Annotated in this window: 13 protein-coding genes; 10 read left to right on the forward strand and 3 right to left on the reverse strand. The window is 66.1% G+C overall.

What is annotated here, in order from left to right; translation table 11 throughout:
• Positions 1-302 precede the first annotated feature (302 nt).
• The 5 genes from CKW39_RS00935 to CKW39_RS00955 all read left to right on the forward strand — a co-directional run bounded on the left by CKW39_RS00935 (position 303) and on the right by CKW39_RS00955 (position 8,459).
• On the forward strand, positions 303-1,658 hold the full coding sequence (locus CKW39_RS00935; RefSeq protein ID WP_095796322.1) for a glycosyltransferase family protein: 1,356 nt from the start codon (positions 303-305) through the stop codon (positions 1,656-1,658).
• A complete protein-coding gene (locus tag CKW39_RS00940; RefSeq protein ID WP_095796323.1) occupies positions 1,645-4,188 on the forward strand; it encodes a glycosyltransferase family 4 protein in 2,544 nt (847 codons plus the stop codon). The genes CKW39_RS00935 and CKW39_RS00940 overlap by 14 nt, the downstream gene beginning before the upstream one ends.
• Complete coding sequence (locus CKW39_RS00945) at positions 4,185-5,999, forward strand: ABC transporter ATP-binding protein (protein WP_095796324.1); 1,815 nt, start codon at positions 4,185-4,187, stop codon at positions 5,997-5,999. Before CKW39_RS00940 ends, CKW39_RS00945 begins: the two co-directional genes overlap by 4 nt.
• A complete protein-coding gene (locus tag CKW39_RS00950) occupies positions 5,996-7,381 on the forward strand; it encodes a phosphotransferase (protein ID WP_158222890.1) in 1,386 nt (461 codons plus the stop codon). The genes CKW39_RS00945 and CKW39_RS00950 overlap by 4 nt, the downstream gene beginning before the upstream one ends.
• A gap of 187 nt (positions 7,382-7,568) precedes the next feature.
• Positions 7,569-8,459, forward strand: coding sequence for a phosphotransferase (locus CKW39_RS00955; protein ID WP_158222891.1), 891 nt, complete (start codon positions 7,569-7,571; stop codon positions 8,457-8,459).
• 64 nt (positions 8,460-8,523) lie between these two features.
• Here the strand turns inward: CKW39_RS00955 and CKW39_RS00960 are convergent, their stop codons facing one another.
• Positions 8,524-9,138 (reverse strand): SRPBCC domain-containing protein, encoded by a 615-nt coding sequence (locus CKW39_RS00960; RefSeq protein ID WP_158222892.1) that lies wholly within the window; start codon positions 9,136-9,138, stop codon positions 8,524-8,526.
• A gap of 123 nt (positions 9,139-9,261) precedes the next feature.
• Here CKW39_RS00960 and ychF point away from each other — a divergent pair, with 123 nt between their 5' ends.
• The 5 genes from ychF (at position 9,262) to CKW39_RS00985 (ending at position 13,776) form a co-directional block, all read left to right on the forward strand.
• On the forward strand, positions 9,262-10,347 hold the full coding sequence (gene ychF / locus CKW39_RS00965; protein ID WP_095796328.1) for a redox-regulated ATPase YchF: 1,086 nt from the start codon (positions 9,262-9,264) through the stop codon (positions 10,345-10,347).
• A 78-nt stretch (positions 10,348-10,425) separates the two neighbouring features.
• A complete protein-coding gene (locus CKW39_RS00970; RefSeq protein WP_094394497.1) occupies positions 10,426-10,785 on the forward strand; it encodes a helix-turn-helix transcriptional regulator in 360 nt (119 codons plus the stop codon).
• Positions 10,782-12,695: a cation-translocating P-type ATPase gene (locus CKW39_RS00975; RefSeq protein WP_052327915.1), complete on the forward strand. Its 1,914-nt coding sequence runs from the start codon at positions 10,782-10,784 to the stop codon at positions 12,693-12,695. The genes CKW39_RS00970 and CKW39_RS00975 overlap by 4 nt, the downstream gene beginning before the upstream one ends.
• Positions 12,692-13,000 (forward strand): hypothetical protein, encoded by a 309-nt coding sequence (locus tag CKW39_RS00980; protein WP_012397801.1) that lies wholly within the window; start codon positions 12,692-12,694, stop codon positions 12,998-13,000. The genes CKW39_RS00975 and CKW39_RS00980 overlap by 4 nt, the downstream gene beginning before the upstream one ends.
• A 224-nt stretch (positions 13,001-13,224) precedes the next feature.
• Complete coding sequence (locus tag CKW39_RS00985; protein ID WP_095796329.1) at positions 13,225-13,776, forward strand: hypothetical protein; 552 nt, start codon at positions 13,225-13,227, stop codon at positions 13,774-13,776.
• 21 nt (positions 13,777-13,797) lie between these two features.
• On the opposite strand, the gene CKW39_RS00990 is transcribed toward CKW39_RS00985, so the two are convergent.
• Together CKW39_RS00990 and CKW39_RS00995 are read right to left on the reverse strand one after the other, a co-directional pair.
• Positions 13,798-14,751: a hypothetical protein gene (locus CKW39_RS00990; RefSeq protein WP_094450847.1), complete on the reverse strand. Its 954-nt coding sequence runs from the start codon at positions 14,749-14,751 to the stop codon at positions 13,798-13,800.
• Positions 14,741-15,304 carry a hypothetical protein gene (locus tag CKW39_RS00995; RefSeq protein WP_095796330.1) on the reverse strand — a complete coding sequence of 188 codons (564 nt, stop codon included), beginning with the start codon at positions 15,302-15,304 and terminating at the stop codon, positions 14,741-14,743. The genes CKW39_RS00990 and CKW39_RS00995 overlap by 11 nt, the downstream gene beginning before the upstream one ends.
• Between the last annotated feature and the right edge of the window lie 527 nt (positions 15,305-15,831).

Here is a 15,831-nt window from a genome sequence, read left to right on the forward strand (position 1 = left end):
CGGTCGTGGAAGTGGCTCGTCGAGCTGAGGAAGGGGCAACTGGAGGATTCATACCTTTAGATTCGCGGGAAAACACGCCCCGCAGAACTGCCGAACGTCACGACTCACGCGTGACAAACGTCATGGGTGCGCCCTCGAATGTGCCCGCGATGCTGGGCCATTGGCCGGTAGGCAACCGACGGGTAACACATGAGAACTTTCTCATGAACGTCTCACGTCCGATTCACACCCGATTCTTAGTCTTGGGCTATCAGGACAGCCGTCGGCGGATCCACCAGCCGGCTCGAACGTGAGGTAAACAGATGGACACTGCAGATCACTCCCAGGAGTTGCGGATCGCTCTCTACTCACACGATTCGTTGGGTCTGGGCCACACCCGCCGTAACCTCGCCATCGCGCAGGCACTGTCCGACGCGCTGCCCGAGCTGACCGGTCGCAAGCTGTCCGGGCTGCTCATCACCGGCGAGCGCACAGCCACCTCCTACCGCTGCCCCAAGGGATTCGACTGGTTGGTCGTCCCCGGCATCCGTAAGAAGAGCGGTAGGTACGAGGCCCGTCACCTGGGCGTCAAGAGCGAGCGACTGTTCGACATCCGTTCCTCCGTGATCGGTGGCGCGCTGGATGCCTTCCGCCCGCACATCGTGATCGTGGACCGTCACCCGTTCGGCATCGACGGCGAGCTGATCAAGCCGCTGCGGGAGCTCAAGGCCGTGAAGCCGGAGACCACGTTCGTCCTGGGGCTGCGCGAGGTCCTGGACGCTCCCGAGGTTGCCGCCGAGGAATGGAAGCGCGTGGGCGTGGAGTCCGTCACCGACCTGTTCGATCGTGTGTGGGTCTACGGGGACCGCGACATCCACGACCCGCTGGCCACCGGCGAGCTGCCCGCGGAATTCGCACCGATGGTCGACTACACGGGCCTGCTCTCGAGCGGTCGCAAGTTCAGTGGCCGCCACAACGCGACCATCAAGCCGTTCGTGCTCACCATGCTCGGCGGCGGTTCCGACGGCGTGAACGTGGCCAAGGCCGCAGCTGCGGCTCCCGTCCCGGCCGGCGTGCAACACCTGGTGGTGACCGGCCCGCAGATGCCCTCCGCCGAGCGCCACGAGGTGGAGGCCGTCGCAGGACCGTCCACCAAGGTCACCAACAAGGTCTCGGACGGCATGTCGTACGTGGCCTCCGCGGACGCCGTGGTGTCGATGGCCGGGTACAACACCGTGGCCGAGACGCTGTCCACGGACACCCCCGCGCTGTTGGTCCCGCGTACCACCCCGCGCACGGAGCAGATCATCCGCGCTCGTGGGCTGGGGGAGACCGGGGCCATTGATTGGGTAGATCCTTCGGAAGCCACCAGCGAAACCATCGGTCAGTGGTTGGCGGAGGCCGTGGCCAATCCGGCCATCCGGGAGAAGCAGCGCGCAGCCCGCGAGGAGCTCGGGCTCAACGGGCTGGACCGTGTGGTGGACCTGGCCGCGGATCTCGCGTGGTTGACCGATAAGTCTGTCGCACCGCTGCCGGTTCCGGACGCCAACATCGTGGCTGGCTATTCTTCAAATGCAGGGATTGCCGCAGATGCCGATCCCGCGGGGGTTACCCGCAACGCGGTGACCGTTCCGGCCCACTCGTTCGAAGCAGCAGGAGTCAACCATGCAGCAGTCTGAGTCCGCCACCGCCCGCCCGGCGCGCAAGACCGCCTATGTGCTCAAGGTGTACCCGCGGTTTTCTGAAACCTTCATTGTCACCGAGATTCTCGCCCGCGAAGCCGCGGGCGAGTCCCTCGAAATCTTCGCCCTGCGCCCCACCTCGGACACCCGGTTCCACCCCGAGATCGCGCGCGTGCAGGCGGCCGTGACGTTCCTCCCCAAGCCGTACAAACTTTCTGACGCCTGGGCGCTCTTCGCCGACGCGACCGCCACGATCCCCGGTTTCGCCCGCCGTTATGCTGAGCTGCTCCCCGAGCTGGCCACCTACGACGCCGCCGACGTCCACCAGGCCATTCACCTCGCGTGCGAGGTCGCTCGCCGCGGCATCACGCACTTGCACGCCCACTTCGCCACGCTCGCGGGTCAGACCGCCGAGGTCGCCGCACTGTTGGCGGATATCGAATACTCCGTGACCACTCACGCCAAGGACATCTTCCACGAGTCCGTGGTGCCCGCCCGACTGGGCCGCACCTTGGCGCGCTCGCACCACGTCATCACGATTTCCGAGTACAACCTGAATCACTTGGCTACCCAATACCCGGACCACGCGGACAAACTGCACCTGGTCTACAACGGGCTGGAACTGGAGCGTTTCCCGTACGCGCCGCCCGCTGCCGTGAATGGCTCCCGGCCGCTGCGGATTGCCGCGGTGGGCCGCATGGTGGAGAAGAAGGGGTTCTTCGACCTGGTCGCCGCCGCAGGCAGGCTCGTGGCACAAGGGATCCCGATAGAGGTGCGCATCGCCGGTGAGGGTGCTCTGTTCACCCGAGTTCAGACCGCGATCGACATTGCCGGGCTCGGTGACGTGATCACCCTGCTGGGCGCTCGCACCCAACAGGAGGTCCGTGACCTGCTCGCCTGGGCCGATGTCTTTGATGCGCCCTCCATCATCGGTGCGGACGGCAATGCCGACGGCCTGCCCACCGTCTTGCTCGAGGCCATGGCCAGCGGCGTTCCCTGTGTCGCCTCGACCGTCACCGGTATTCCGGAGGCCATCGAACACGGTGTCACCGGATTCCTGCACACCCCCGGCGACGTGGACGAGCTGGTTTCCGCGCTGGCAACCATCGCTGACCCGTCCTTCGACCGCCAGGCCATGGCCGCCGCCGGTCGCCGCCACATCGACAACCGCTTCGACTCGCATTCCCAGGCCCGCACACTCGTGGCCCTGGAGGACGGTCGGTTCGAAGACGTCGTCGAACCCGCCGTGCCGTCCGTTCCCCGGACGAGCGAACGCGCCGACGCCGCGACCACCCCGCCCGTCATGGACCTGCAGGGCAAGCGCATCGCGTACGTGTGCGTGGACCCGGGCATCCCGGTGTTCGGGACCAAGGGCGCCTCCGTGCACGTGCAGGAAGTGGTGCGGGAATTCATCCGCCGCGGCGCGGACGTCACGATTTTCGCAACCCGCACCGGGGACGACATGCCCGCGGACCTGGACGGCGTGGAGGTCGTCCACCGGCCCATCAAAACCAAGGAGACCGCCGAGCGCGAGGCCGCCCAGCACGCCGTCGGCTCCGAATTCGCGTTCCAGATCGCCGCCGGTGGCTTCGACCTGGTGTACGAGCGGTACTCCTTGTTCTCGACGGCGCTCGCGCAGGTCGCGCCCGCCGGTATCCCCGGCATCCTGGAAGTCAACGCGCCGCTCATCGACGAACAGCGCACGCACCGTCACCTGGTGGACGAGAAGCTGGCGCACCGCGCGCTCGTGGAACAGACCTCGGCCGCCGCGCACACGATTGCCGTCTCCGCCATGGTCGCGGACTGGGTGGCCGGAACCACCGGGGGAGCGGACGTCACCGTGGTGCCCAACGGGGTCAACACGGATCGCATCGCTCCCGGCGAGGATCCCCTGGAACACGACCGCCCGACCGTGGCGTTCGTGGGCACGCTCAAGCCGTGGCACGGCGTGGAAACCCTGGTGGAGGCCGTGGCACTGGCCCGGCAGGACTGGGACCTGCGCATCATCGGCCACGGACCGCAGGGGGAAACCCTGCGCGCTCGCGTGAAGGACGCTGGGCTGCAGCACCGCGTCTCGTTCACCGGTGCTGTGACTCCCGAGGCCGTTCCCGGACTGTTGACCGCCTGCTCGATCGCCACCGCGCCCTACCCGGCCGTGGCCGCCGAGGACTCCTACTTCTCCCCGCTCAAGGTGTACGAATACCTCGCCGCGGGGCTTCCCGTGGTGGCCTCGGCCATCGGACAGATCCCGCAGATCCTGGACGGCACGGACGCCGGGGTGCTCGTGGCGCCGTCGGACGCGCAAGCGCTCGCGGACGCGATCGACGAGCTCGTGGTCGACACCGGACGCCGCGACGGAATGGCACGCAACGCGCGAGCCCTGGCCGTGTCGCGGCACAGCTGGTCCAAGGCCGTGGACACGATCCTGAGCGGCGTCGTGACCCAGCCCGCCGAGACCGCCGCTTCCGAGATCGAGAGCGCTCCCGAGACCGCCGCGGTCGCGGCCGGAGACGGCGGCGCACCGTGAGCTCAAAATCCAAGAAGGCGGGCAAGGTCGATCCCGGAGCCCTGCGCCGGACCCTCAAGATCGTTCGACCGCACCTGGGCGGCCAGAAGTGGCTGATGTCCGGTGGTATCACCGCGCTGCTGTTCGAGGTGGCCTTCCGCGTGCTCGAACCGTGGCCCACCAAGTTCGTGGTGGACGCCGTGACCGCCCAGCTGGGCGCGACCATCCCGGGTGCCCCCGCCGCCACCGCGAGCCTGCTGGTCGCGTGTGCCGCGGCGGTGGTGCTGATCGTGGGACTGCGGGCGCTGTCGAATTACCTGGCCACGGTGTGCTTCGCCCTGGCCGGATCGCGGGTGGCCACCAAGCTGCGCGCCTCGGTGTTCTCCCACGTGCAGTCGCTCTCGGACGGCTATCACGCCACGAGTAAGCGCGGTGACCTGGTGCAACGCCTGGTGGGTGACGTGGGCAAGCTGCAGGACGTGGCCGTCACAGCCGGCCTGCCGTTGATCGCCAACGTGATCACGCTGCTCGTCATGGCCGTGGTGATGTTCGTACTGGATGCCCGTCTGGCCTGCGTGGTGGTGCTCGCTGCGATCGCCTACTGGGTGACGTCTCAGGGCTCAACCACGCGCATTACCGAGGCGTCTCGCCGGACCCGTAAGGGCGAGGGCCAGTTGGCCAACATCGCCCAGGAGTCCTTGGGCGCGATCGGCGTGGTGCACGCCTACAGCCTGCACGGTGAGATCAGCAAGAACTTCTCCGGCTCCAACATGAAGACCCTCAAAGACGGCGTGCAGGCCAAGAAGCTCGCCGCCGGACTTGAGCGCCGCACGGACGTGATCGTGGGTGTGGCCACCGCGCTCGTGCTTGGCGGCGGCGGGTGGCGCGTGGTGCAGGGCGGGATGAGTCCCGGTGACCTGGTGATCTTCCTGACCTACCTCAAGACCGCAATGAAGCCCCTGCGCGACCTGGCCAAGTACACCGGCCGCATCGCCCGGGCCACGGCCTCCGGTGAACGCATTGCCGATGTCCTGGACGTGCCCGTGGACATCGGTGACGATCCGAACGCCAAGCCGCTGGCCTACGCTCGCGGCGAGCTGGCACTGCGCGACGTCTGGTTCGGCTACAACCCCGGCGATCCCATTCTGCGCGGTGTGGACGTGGAGATTCCGGCGGGTCAGCGCGTGGCCGTGGTCGGTCCTTCGGGTGCCGGTAAGTCCACGATCAGCAAGTTGTTGCCTCGACTGATCGATCCCGATCAGGGCAAGGTCTGCCTGGATGGCACCAATATCCGCGACATCACACTGGAGAGCCTGCGCTCGCACATTGCCCTGGTGCCCCAGGAGACCGTGCTGTTCTCCGGCACCATCAACGACAACATTCGCTACGGCCGCTTGGACGCCACCGACGAAGAAGTGCAGGAGGCCGCTCGTCGCGCCTACGCACATGACTTCATCTGCGCGATGCCCGAGGCCTACGACACCTACGTGGGCGAGCGCGGCGGAACGCTGTCGGGTGGTCAGCGGCAGCGCATTGCCGTCGCTCGTGCCCTGCTGCGTGATTCGCCGGTGGTGGTTCTGGACGAGGCCACGACGGGACTGGACCCCGCGGCGACGTCGGCGGTGCTCAAGGCAATCGATCACCTGACCGTGGATCGCACGACCGTGGCCATCACCCACGATGCGCACCTGGCGCTGGACGCGGACCGTGTCTTGTGGATCGAGAACGGAAATATCGAACTGGACGGTACTCCCGCCGAACTCATGACGGAACACTCCGGCCGGTTCGCCGCATGGGTCAAGACCCAGCGCAACGCAACGGAGGTCTCATGAGCCAGGCACTGAAAACACCGGTCCTCAATGCTCTGTATGCCCGGCCCGGCTCGGAATCGGATGCCCGTTCCCTTGCCACGCTGGTCGCCAACACGGGCATGGCCCAGCCGGTCATCGAGCACCTTCGCTTCAAGCCGGAGACCTCCGCGGTGGCGCGGATTGTCGACGCCGCTCGCGACCGTTCCGGGGCCGCAAGCCAGCCTTGGTGGTTCGCCGCGTACGCCCCGAGCGAGACGAACAAGGCCGGCAAACTGCTCAAGCGCGCTGACCAGACCGGGTACCCGTTGTTCACCGCGCTGCTGCCGGACGATCCGCGTACCAGCGTGTTCTGCGGGCCGATCGGCTTGGACCGCATGTTGTTCAAGGCGCTTGCGGAGATCAAGGCCGTGGACTCGCGTGGGCGGGTTGACGGGACCGTGCTCAGCTACAACCCGTGGCGTCGTGTGGTGTTCAAGCGCACCGGCGATTCCGGCGAGTCTTCCGTGGTGCGCGTGTGGGCGGAACCTCCCGCCACGGCGCCGTTGCTGCCGGCGTTGCATCAGCTCGGTGCGCCCGTACTGCCGGTGACGGGGATGACCCAGCACAGCATCGAGCAGCCGTGGATCACCGGGGGAGATTTCACGGAACGGCTGGCTGCAGATGTTGCGGCGACGGGCGGGGCGGTGTCCGGCGTGATGACGTCCGATTCAGGCGCAGCGGGCGACAAGGTCCCCGGTGGTTCGGCGACCGGCGCTGCAGCAACGGTAGCGCTCTCGCCAAGCGATCTCTTGCCGGCGGTGGCTGAGGCGGTGACCCGGCTGCACAACATCGACCCGGCTGCGTTGGTGTCCATGACACAGGAGGTGCTGCACTCGGGCATGCCCGGGGCACTCGGCCAAAAACTGGCCGTGCCGGGCGTGAATCCTGTGGCTGCCCTGCAGGGTGCGGCCAACGGGCTGACATGTTTCCTGGCAGATTTGCGGGGTCGATTCGAGACCGTGGCCGACGACGTGTTGCGGGCCATCGCGGAGAACCCTGGCGCCGCGGTGCTCTCCCACGGGGATCTTTCCGCAGATCAGGTGGTGCTCGGGGAAGACGGCGCGCCGCTCCTCATCGATTTCGACCGCATGAAGATGGCGCCCATTGGTTACGACCTGGGTGATTTCGCGGCCGTGGAGTTGTTGAGTGGTCGCGATTCATCTACTGCGGTGGCCCTGGCTGAGGCGTATCGTCGTGTACCCGGCACGGGGGTGGTCACGGACGAGTCCGTGCGCGCGTGGACGGCGTTCCATGTGCTTTTGCGAGTGACCGAAGCGTTTCGCAATCTGGATCCGGATTGCGTCAATCACGCACGGCAGCGCGTTGATCTCGCGCACGCCGTGCTGCGGGGCAAGGTGGAATGACATGACGGGGATAGCGCCCCAGCGGGCGCCGGGGGCGGAGCAGTCACAAGCTCCAATGCAATTCGATATCAATGGTGAACGATTAATTGTGCGTCGTTCATGGCCGGGGAAAGAGGGAGAACGGATTTATGAGTGTCGCGATTCGCTCCAGCGGATTCGCGCGGTCAAGGAGGACCCGGAGTTCGGTGTGAAACTGGCGCCGTACGCCAAGGACCGCAAGCTGCCGTCGCTGCAACCGGGCGGCGAACTGATCGTCCATCGGGCGGGCAAACGCGCGGTCGAGCGAACTTCGCAGGGTTTCGTGAAGCACTTGCGGGCTGGCAAATCCGCCGACGTCGCGGCGGCCACCACCACGATGGGCGCGCTCGCCGGGGGAGCGGGGTTCTCGGTGCCTGACGTGTTGGAGACCACCGAGCATTCGGTCACTCTGAGCACTGTGCCCGGCCAACCCATGATGGAACTGGAACAGGACTGCTGGGAACTCGCGTGGGACGAGTGGTCGGCGGCGTGGGCGCGAATGGTCCAGAGCGACGTCCGCGGGTCCGAAGAGTGGCAGGTGCACGACGCCGCGGCGGAGGCCGACGTGGTTGCTACGTGGTTCGGGAACGTGCGCGAACACGACCCGGGCGAGCTGGCCGATCGATATGCGGATCGTTTGACCGAGGTCGAGGGGCGAATCCGGGAGGCGCTGCTGACCTTGGACGAACCCTCCCGGGGGAGTGCGCGAAGCGAGCTCGTTCCGGCGCATCGCGATCTGCACGACGGGCAAATGCTGTTCGACTGCGGTAACCGACGCATGGGACTGCTCGATTTCGACACCGCTGTACTGGCCGATCGTGAGCTGGACTTGGCGAATCTGGACGTGCATGTCGACCTGCGGGTGATGCAAGGGCTGCTCAGCGAGGACATGGCCTACGTGGCGCGGGTTGCGATTGCGGAGGCGGCGCGCGCGGTGGGGGCCGATGCGCACCGCATGGAGGTGTACCGCGAAGCCACTCGGGCGCGGTTGGTGTGCGTGTACACGTTCAGGCCGCAGTGGATCCCGGTCGCGGAGCGGTTGTTGGATCAGTTGGGCTGAATACTCTCCGTTGGGCCTCTATAGGTGGCGTTGACGTAACGGTCGATTGATCCGAAAGCCTGACTTACTCCGTGCCTTTGTAGAAGGCGGCGGTTTTGATGGCCTGCTGCTGGGCCTGATCTTCGTCCGCGCCGGACTGGACGTAGGCGGTTTTCCAGGCGTCCGCGGCGTCGTCCGTGTAGGTGTGGCCCTCGGTCGAGCCCGCGAAATCGCACAGATCCTGGAGGATGTCGCTGGACGCGGCATTGAGATGCAGCGCGAGTGACATGAGGCTGCTCTCCCAACCGATGCCGGTGGCGGCGGGTCCGTAGGTGCGCCAGTGGTCGTTTTCTTCCATGGTGTGGCGAATGGTCAGGTGGGTGCCGCCCTCCAGTGGTTGCAGGGTGACCTGAACGGCGCTTTCGTCGCCTTCGTACTCCCAGGTGATGTTCACCGATCGTGGGCGGTCGCAGCGTTGGATGGTGCCTTCGGTGCCGCTCTCGGTCAGTTGGTAGCGGCCGCCTTCGATGAGTTCGCCCTCGGTGGGCTCGAACCATTTTTCGAGGCGCTGCGGCTGGGTAATGGCGTCCCAAATTTCCACTGGGGAAGCTTCATAGACGTGCTCCAGTTGCACGGTGTGATGGGACCCCTGGGTCGTTACGGTACGGGTCACTCCGGTGATGAGTTCTGCCAAGTTCACGAGGTGCCTCCAGACAATTGGTGGGCGGCGCAGCCAAGGCTTGGAGCGGCGTCGTTATGACCCAGTATTCACGTGTGCCCGGTGGTCTGCGAGTGTCTGTGGGCGGCGGTAGACTGTCCTACCGTGGCTCTTACTATTGGAATTGTCGGTCTTCCCAACGTCGGTAAATCAACGCTGTTCAACGCGCTCACGCGGAACACGGTGCTCGCCGCGAACTATCCGTTCGCGACCATTGAGCCGAACATTGGTGTGGTGAACCTGCCGGACCCGCGCTTGAACGCGCTCGCCGAGATCTTCGGCTCGGAGCGCATTCTGCCCGCGACCGTGTCCTTCGTGGACATCGCGGGCATCGTGAAGGGCGCGTCCGAGGGTGAGGGCCTGGGCAACCAGTTCTTGGCCAACATCCGTGAGGCGCACGCGATCGCCCAGGTGGTGCGCGCGTTCGACGACCCGGACGTGATCCACGTGGACGGCAAGATCGATCCCGCCTCCGACATGGAGACCATCAACACCGAGCTGGTGCTGGCGGACCTGCAGACCATGGAGAACGCGATCCCGCGCCTCGAAAAGCAGGTCAAGATCAAGAAGGGCTCGCCCGAGCAGCTGGCCGCCTACCAGGCCGCGCAGAAGGTGCTCGAGGAAGGCCGCACGATTTTCGAGGCCGCCGGTCCCGAGAAGCTCGAGCTCGATCAGTTGCGTGAGCTGAACCTGCTGACCGCCAAGCCGTTCATCTACGTGTTCAATGCTGATGAGGGAGTGCTGGACTCGCCGGAAAAGCAGCAGGAGCTGTCTGATCTGGTCGCACCGGCGCAGGCTGTGTTCCTGGACGCGAAGCTCGAGTCCGACCTGGTGGAGCTCTCCGATGAGGAAGCGCGCGAGATGCTGGAAATGTCCGGCCAGGAAGAATCCGGCCTGGACAAGTTGGCCCGCACCGGTTTCCAGACTCTGGGTTTGCAGACTTACCTCACCGCCGGCCCCAAGGAATCCCGCGCCTGGACCATCAACAAGGGCGACACCGCACCCAAGGCTGCCGGGGTGATCCACACGGACTTCGAGCGCGGCTTCATCAAGGCCGAAGTCGTGTCCTTCGACGACCTGGTTGCCGCAGGCTCCATGGCTGATGCCAAGGCTGCGGGCAAGGTGCGTATTGAGGGTAAGGATTATGTGATGGCTGATGGGGATGTTGTGGAATTTCGTTTCGCCGTATAACCTCTGGCGTCGATTGAGTGGTCTGACCTGCCGATGCGATGACCAAAATAGGTCAGCAGTCACTGTATAGTTCAGTGCATGCTGACCATTACTTCACGCCTCGACGTCATGCACCGGCTCGGCCGAGCCATGGCGGACCCGACGCGATCCCGGATCCTGATGACCCTGCTCGACGGCCCGAGCTATCCGGCGGTGCTGTCGCGCGAGCTGGAGCTGACCCGGTCGAACGTGTCGAACCACCTGACCTGTCTGCGCGACTGTGGCATCGTGGCCGCCGAGCCCGAGGGACGGCAGACGCGCTACGAGATCGCCGACCCGCACCTTGCTGCGGCGCTCACGGCGCTCGTGGATGTGACGCTGGCCGTCGACGAGCACGCGCCATGCGTTGATGACCAGTGCCCGGTGCCGGGCTGCTGCGGGACGGGGGCAGGCGCATGAGCGCGGCGTGCGGCTGCGACGAGCCCGAGACCACGGTCGGCGAAGCAGTTGAGGAGGTGCAGGAGCGACCCTGGTGGCGGGACCGCGGGATCATGGTCCCGGTCCTCTCCGGCGTCGCTTTCCTGACCGGTCTCGTCCTGGAGTGGTCCGGGCTCGAGATTCTGGCGCTGGTGCTGTTCTGGCTCGGTCTGCTGCTGGGAGCGTCGACGTTCACCCCGGGCGCGATCCGCAAACTGTTCAAGCGCAAGCTCGGCATCAGCCTGCTGATGACGATCAGCGCCATTGGCGCGGTGATCCTCGGCTACGTCGAGGAGGCCGCGGCCCTGGCGTTCCTGTACTCGATCGCTGAGGCGCTGGAGGACAAGGCGATGGACCGCGCCCGCGGCGGGCTCCGGGCGCTGCTCAAGCTCGTCCCTGAGACAGCGACCATCCGCCGCGACGGCGCGTCGGTCGAGGTCGCCGCGAAAGACCTCCAGGTGGGCCAGCTGATGCTGGTGCGGCCGGGCGAACGGATCGCGACCGACGGCGTCGTGGTCACGGGTCGTTCGAGTTTGGATACGTCTGCGATCACTGGAGAGTCGATCCCGGTCGAGGTCGAGCTGGGAGATGCAGTCTCGGCCGGTGCAATCAACTCCGCCGGCGCGCTGGAAGTCGAGACGACCGCGGCGGGCACCGACAACTCGCTGACCACGATCGTGGAGCTCGTTGAGCAGGCGCAGGCCGAGAAGGGAGACCGCGCCCGCCTCGCCGACCGCATCGCCCGACCCCTCGTCCCTGGTGTGCTCGTCCTCGCCGTCCTGGTGGCGCTGATCGGTTCGCTGTTCGGCGACCCCGAGCTGTGGGTCACTCGCGCCCTGGTCGTCCTCGTGGCGGCGTCGCCGTGCGCGCTGGCGATCTCCGTGCCGCTGACCGTGGTCGCCGCGATCGGCTCGGCGAGCAAGTTCGGCGTGATCATCAAGTCCGGTGCCGCGTTCGAGCGCTTCGGCGTGATCCGCCACGTCGCCGTCGACAAGACCGGCACCCTCACCCGAAACGAGCCCGTCGTCAACGCCGTTCTCACCGCCGACGGGACCACCGAGGCGCAGGCGCTGGCGTGGGCGGCCGCGCTGGAGCAACACAGCACCCACCCGCTCGCGGCCGCGATCACCGCCGCCGCGCCGGGGGCCTCAGTAGCCGAGGACGTGACCGAGCAGGCCGGGCACGGCATCGAGGGCAAGCTCGACGGCGCGCGGATCACGGTCGGCAGCCCCCGCTGGCTGGACGCCGGGACGCTCGGCGACCGGGTCGCAGGGCTGGAGGAGCAGGGCATGACGGTCGTCATCGTGCACCGCGACGGCGAGCCGGTCGCTGCGATCGGCGTCCGCGACGAGTTGCGCCTGGAGGTCCCGGAGGTCGTCCGCACGCTCGCCGCGCAGTGCATCGGGGTCACGATGCTCACCGGCGACAACGCCCGCACCGCCCGCGCTCTCGCGGCGCAGGCCGGGATCGAGGACGTGCGCGCCGAGCTGCGCCCCGAGGACAAGGCCGCTGCGATCGCTGAGCTCGGCCAGCATGGTTCGGTGGCGATGATCGGCGACGGCATCAACGACGCCCCCGCCCTCGCCGCCGCGGACATCGGGATCGCGATGGGCGCGACCGGGTCGGATGCCGCGATCGAGTCGGCCGATGTCGCGTTCACCGGGCACGACCTGCGGCTGCTGCCGCGCGCGTTCGACCATGCCCGGCGCGGACGGCACATCATCAACCAGAACATCATCCTGTCGCTGCTGATCATCATCGCCCTGCTCCCGCTCGCCCTCTTCGGCGTCCTGGGACTCGCTGCCGTGGTGCTCGTGCACGAGATCGCGGAGGTCATCGTGATCCTCAATGGCTTGCGCGCGGCCCGGACCCGGAAGGAGCAGATCGTATGAAGGTCGAACTGCTGCACATCGTCGACTGCCCGAACACGGCCATCGCCGAAGCAAACGCGCGCGCCGCGCTGGATGCCGCCGAGCTCGCGGAAGTGCCCATCGAGCTGGTAACGATCCACACCGAGACCGAAGCGGCGAACACCCGATTCGGAGGCTCGCCCACGATCCTCGTCGACGGCGTCGACCTGTTTCCGACGCAACCGGTTCGCTCGCTCGCGTGCCGGGTCTACGCGACTGAGCGCGGGTACGCCGGTGCACCGACTCCGTCTCAGATCGAGGAGGCGTTGCACGAGACCTATCGTTGACGTCGAACGCAAGCTGTCGGTCCCGGACGCGGGGCCGAGCGCTTCACTGCACACCTCAAGAGGGTGGTATGTACCGGAAATCGGTGGAGTGGAGATTCGCGCTGTAGGGATTGGTCGCCGCGCGGAGCATCGTAGTGAGCGCGGGTTAGTCGGCTGACGCGCCTCGGGCAAGCAATAGCCGGAAGTGCTTCAGGAACTGCTTCTTGTAGTGGCAGGATCGAGCCATGGATGTCCTCGCGCTGGTGATCTCGGCCCTGTCGCTGCTGATCGCCGGCGTCGGCACTTACCAAGCGAACAAGCGCGCGAACGAGGCACTCGCCGAGTCGCGCAAGGCGGCCGAGGACGCACGCTGGTTCGCGGTGCAGGAAGCCGTGCAGCGCCTAATCGGGTTCGATCCGACGGCCGAGCCGGTGGGGGAGCGGCTCGCCAACCTGCGCATCACGTCGATCGCGCTCGTCGACCAGCTCGACGGCTGGGATGGTATCGACTCGTGGCTGGAGGCCGAGCGCACGCTGGGCGCGACCATCGGCCGCCAGGTGATTGAGGCCGCCAAGCCCGGCGACACCGTTGAGCGGCGGGTGGCGAACCTCGACCCGCTGATGAGTTGGGCGCACGCGCTGAGCAGCAACCTGCGCCATTTACGATCAGTCGGCCACGACGCGGCTGCACTTGCCAAGCTCCAGGTCAACGCGGAAGAGTTGGTTAGGGAAATTCATGCGCGTCACGGCTGGGATTTGCCGCCGCGGACCAACCTCCGGATCCAGCCGTTGGACTAGATGTGGTGTAACGACTCGGCCTTACGGGTTGCTCAGCACTGTGAACGACGTCGCCGTGTACTTGGGCTTAACTTCGCCGGCAGGGCCGGTTTCTTCCGTGACTGACACATCGACTGAAACTGACATGCCGGTGCGCAGCGTTGCAGTGTTCGCCGCAGGGATCTTCTTCGCGTCGATCTTGACGATCTCGCCGTCCTCGATCTCCAGCTGCCAAGCGCTGATCTCGCTGACAGTCCGCAAGATGCCGCGGATGGTGGTCGGCTCGAGCTCGAGTTCCCGAGAAGCGATGAGCTCTCCAATGTGAGCGAGTTCAGCCGTGGAGAGGCGCGTGCGCAGGCGCGCCTGGCGAGGCTGGGACCAAGTGAGATCAGGCTCGAACCCTGATTTCACCAGACCTGTCGAGAAGTCGCGCAACGTCGTGGCGACGCGCGGTCCGTACTCGCGGATGCGCGCCAAGAAGTCACTGGTGTCGGCATCTGGGCCGAGACGACGTCCGTCCTCGAGCAGTCCCAGTGCTCGCTTCATGGCGGTGTCGATCAACTGGGGCTCTGCATTGTCGTCTCCGAACAGCCCGACTTGGCCATCGGGTGAGATCTCGTCCGCTGGCGAAGTCGTCGGCACGATCTGCAGGATGAGGCTTCCCGGCAGTGGTGAACCATTGAGGTTCAGTCGGGTCTTCGAGACGACGTCGGCGGGCGGTTGCCCACGCAACGACTTGTGCCCCTTCACCGCGAGGCCTGTCGCAAGCACCAGGCGCTGAAAATTGCGAAGCGTGTCAGCAATCCCGTCGATCGCTCCCGAGTGGATCGTGATTCCTGGCCCAGTCAGGCGCAGAGACCCTGAAGAAGCGTCGCGCCGCAGCAAGCCGTGCTCAGCGCGCAGAGTCTCGATGCTCATGCGCGCAAGATCATCTGCGTCCTGCCACTCAGCTTCGCCTTGGACGTTGGCCTTGAACTGCTCCCAGTCAAACGCCATGGAAACCGTCCAGAGTCACTTCGAAGTAGCCGCGCTGCGGTAGGGCATCCGGCCGTTGCGGAGGATCTTCCTTCGCGCCGTTGCGCTTGCGCATCCAGAAGTCATCCCAGTAGCCACGATTCAACGCATATGACTGGTGCTCGACTGAGTGGGCGCGGTCCGCCTCGGGGAACACGTGCCATAGGCAGTATCGAGTATCAACGCGCAGGCCCGTCGCTGGTCGGACCTGGTTCATCCCGAACATCTGCAGGATGTACCGATCCTTGGGGTCGGTCACCTGGTCAACGAGCACGTCTTCGCCCCAGTAGACGAGGTCGATGTCGTCAGGATCGATCTTGTCGGTAAGGAAGCTGCCACCCACCCATACGCACACCACGGGGATGACAGAGCGGATGCCGTCGGTAGCGGACTCGAAGTGCTGCCAGATCTCGGCGCGGGTCGCCGACTTCGCGAACCGGGGATCGTCAACGTAGTGGGATTTGATCTCTTCCAACGACGCGCCGAATCGGCCCAGCGGAAGCAGGCCCGTCTGCTCGTCAAGTGCAGGCAGCACCAAGTCACCTCCCTGTGGGTCGCAGTCACCTGTCATTATGTCCTATCAGGGGCTGCCGACAGAGGCGGACGCGAGATCGGGTCGCGTGCCCCCGCTGCCCCACCTTCTGCGTCTCCGGAAGGGGCGAGGTGGGGGCCGAGGCGATGCCAGCCAGACACGCAACCAAAGGTTGGTATGTGCCGGAATGCGGTGGAGTTCCGCTTCAACGTTTAGAAATCGCCTCTGACCAGGTGCTTTATCTTCTCGACCCTCCGGTTGGGCTCGATGGGTGAGTTCCGGTCTACCATGAGTTGCCCAGCGCTCATTGCGCTGACCTGCGCTTTTGATCGGCCCCTGCGGAGCTTCCGCAGGGGCTGGTTCTCATTTCTGCGGGTGTGCGAGCGTCGCCGGCAAGCGGCCTCGGATGGCCTGTTCTGAGGCGGTTTCGAGTCGTGCAGCGGGCGTACTCTCGGTGGGAGCGCTGACTCAAATCTCGCTCTGACTCGAAACTCGGAGCTCGACGGGGATCGATCTTCTTCGGCTGAATA

This window comes from Kocuria sp. WRN011 (assembly GCF_002295155.1).
GTDB lineage: Bacteria > Actinomycetota > Actinomycetes > Actinomycetales > Micrococcaceae > Kocuria > Kocuria carniphila.

What these genes read in the sequence shown, in the direction of transcription:
- CKW39_RS00935 (WP_095796322.1), top strand. Translation starts at nt 303, where the DNA reads ATGGACACTGCAGATCACTCCCAGGAGTTGCGGATCGCTCTCTACTCA.
- CKW39_RS00940 (WP_095796323.1), top strand. Translation starts at nt 1,645, where the DNA reads ATGCAGCAGTCTGAGTCCGCCACCGCCCGCCCGGCGCGCAAGACCGCC.
- CKW39_RS00950 (WP_158222890.1), top strand. Translation starts at nt 5,996, where the DNA reads ATGAGCCAGGCACTGAAAACACCGGTCCTCAATGCTCTGTATGCCCGG.
- CKW39_RS00970 (WP_094394497.1), top strand. Translation starts at nt 10,426, where the DNA reads ATGCTGACCATTACTTCACGCCTCGACGTCATGCACCGGCTCGGCCGA.
- CKW39_RS00975 (WP_052327915.1), top strand. Translation starts at nt 10,782, where the DNA reads ATGAGCGCGGCGTGCGGCTGCGACGAGCCCGAGACCACGGTCGGCGAA.
- CKW39_RS00980 (WP_012397801.1), top strand. Translation starts at nt 12,692, where the DNA reads ATGAAGGTCGAACTGCTGCACATCGTCGACTGCCCGAACACGGCCATC.
- CKW39_RS00985 (WP_095796329.1), top strand. Translation starts at nt 13,225, where the DNA reads ATGGATGTCCTCGCGCTGGTGATCTCGGCCCTGTCGCTGCTGATCGCC.
- CKW39_RS00990 (WP_094450847.1), bottom strand. Translation starts at nt 14,751, where the DNA reads ATGGCGTTTGACTGGGAGCAGTTCAAGGCCAACGTCCAAGGCGAAGCT.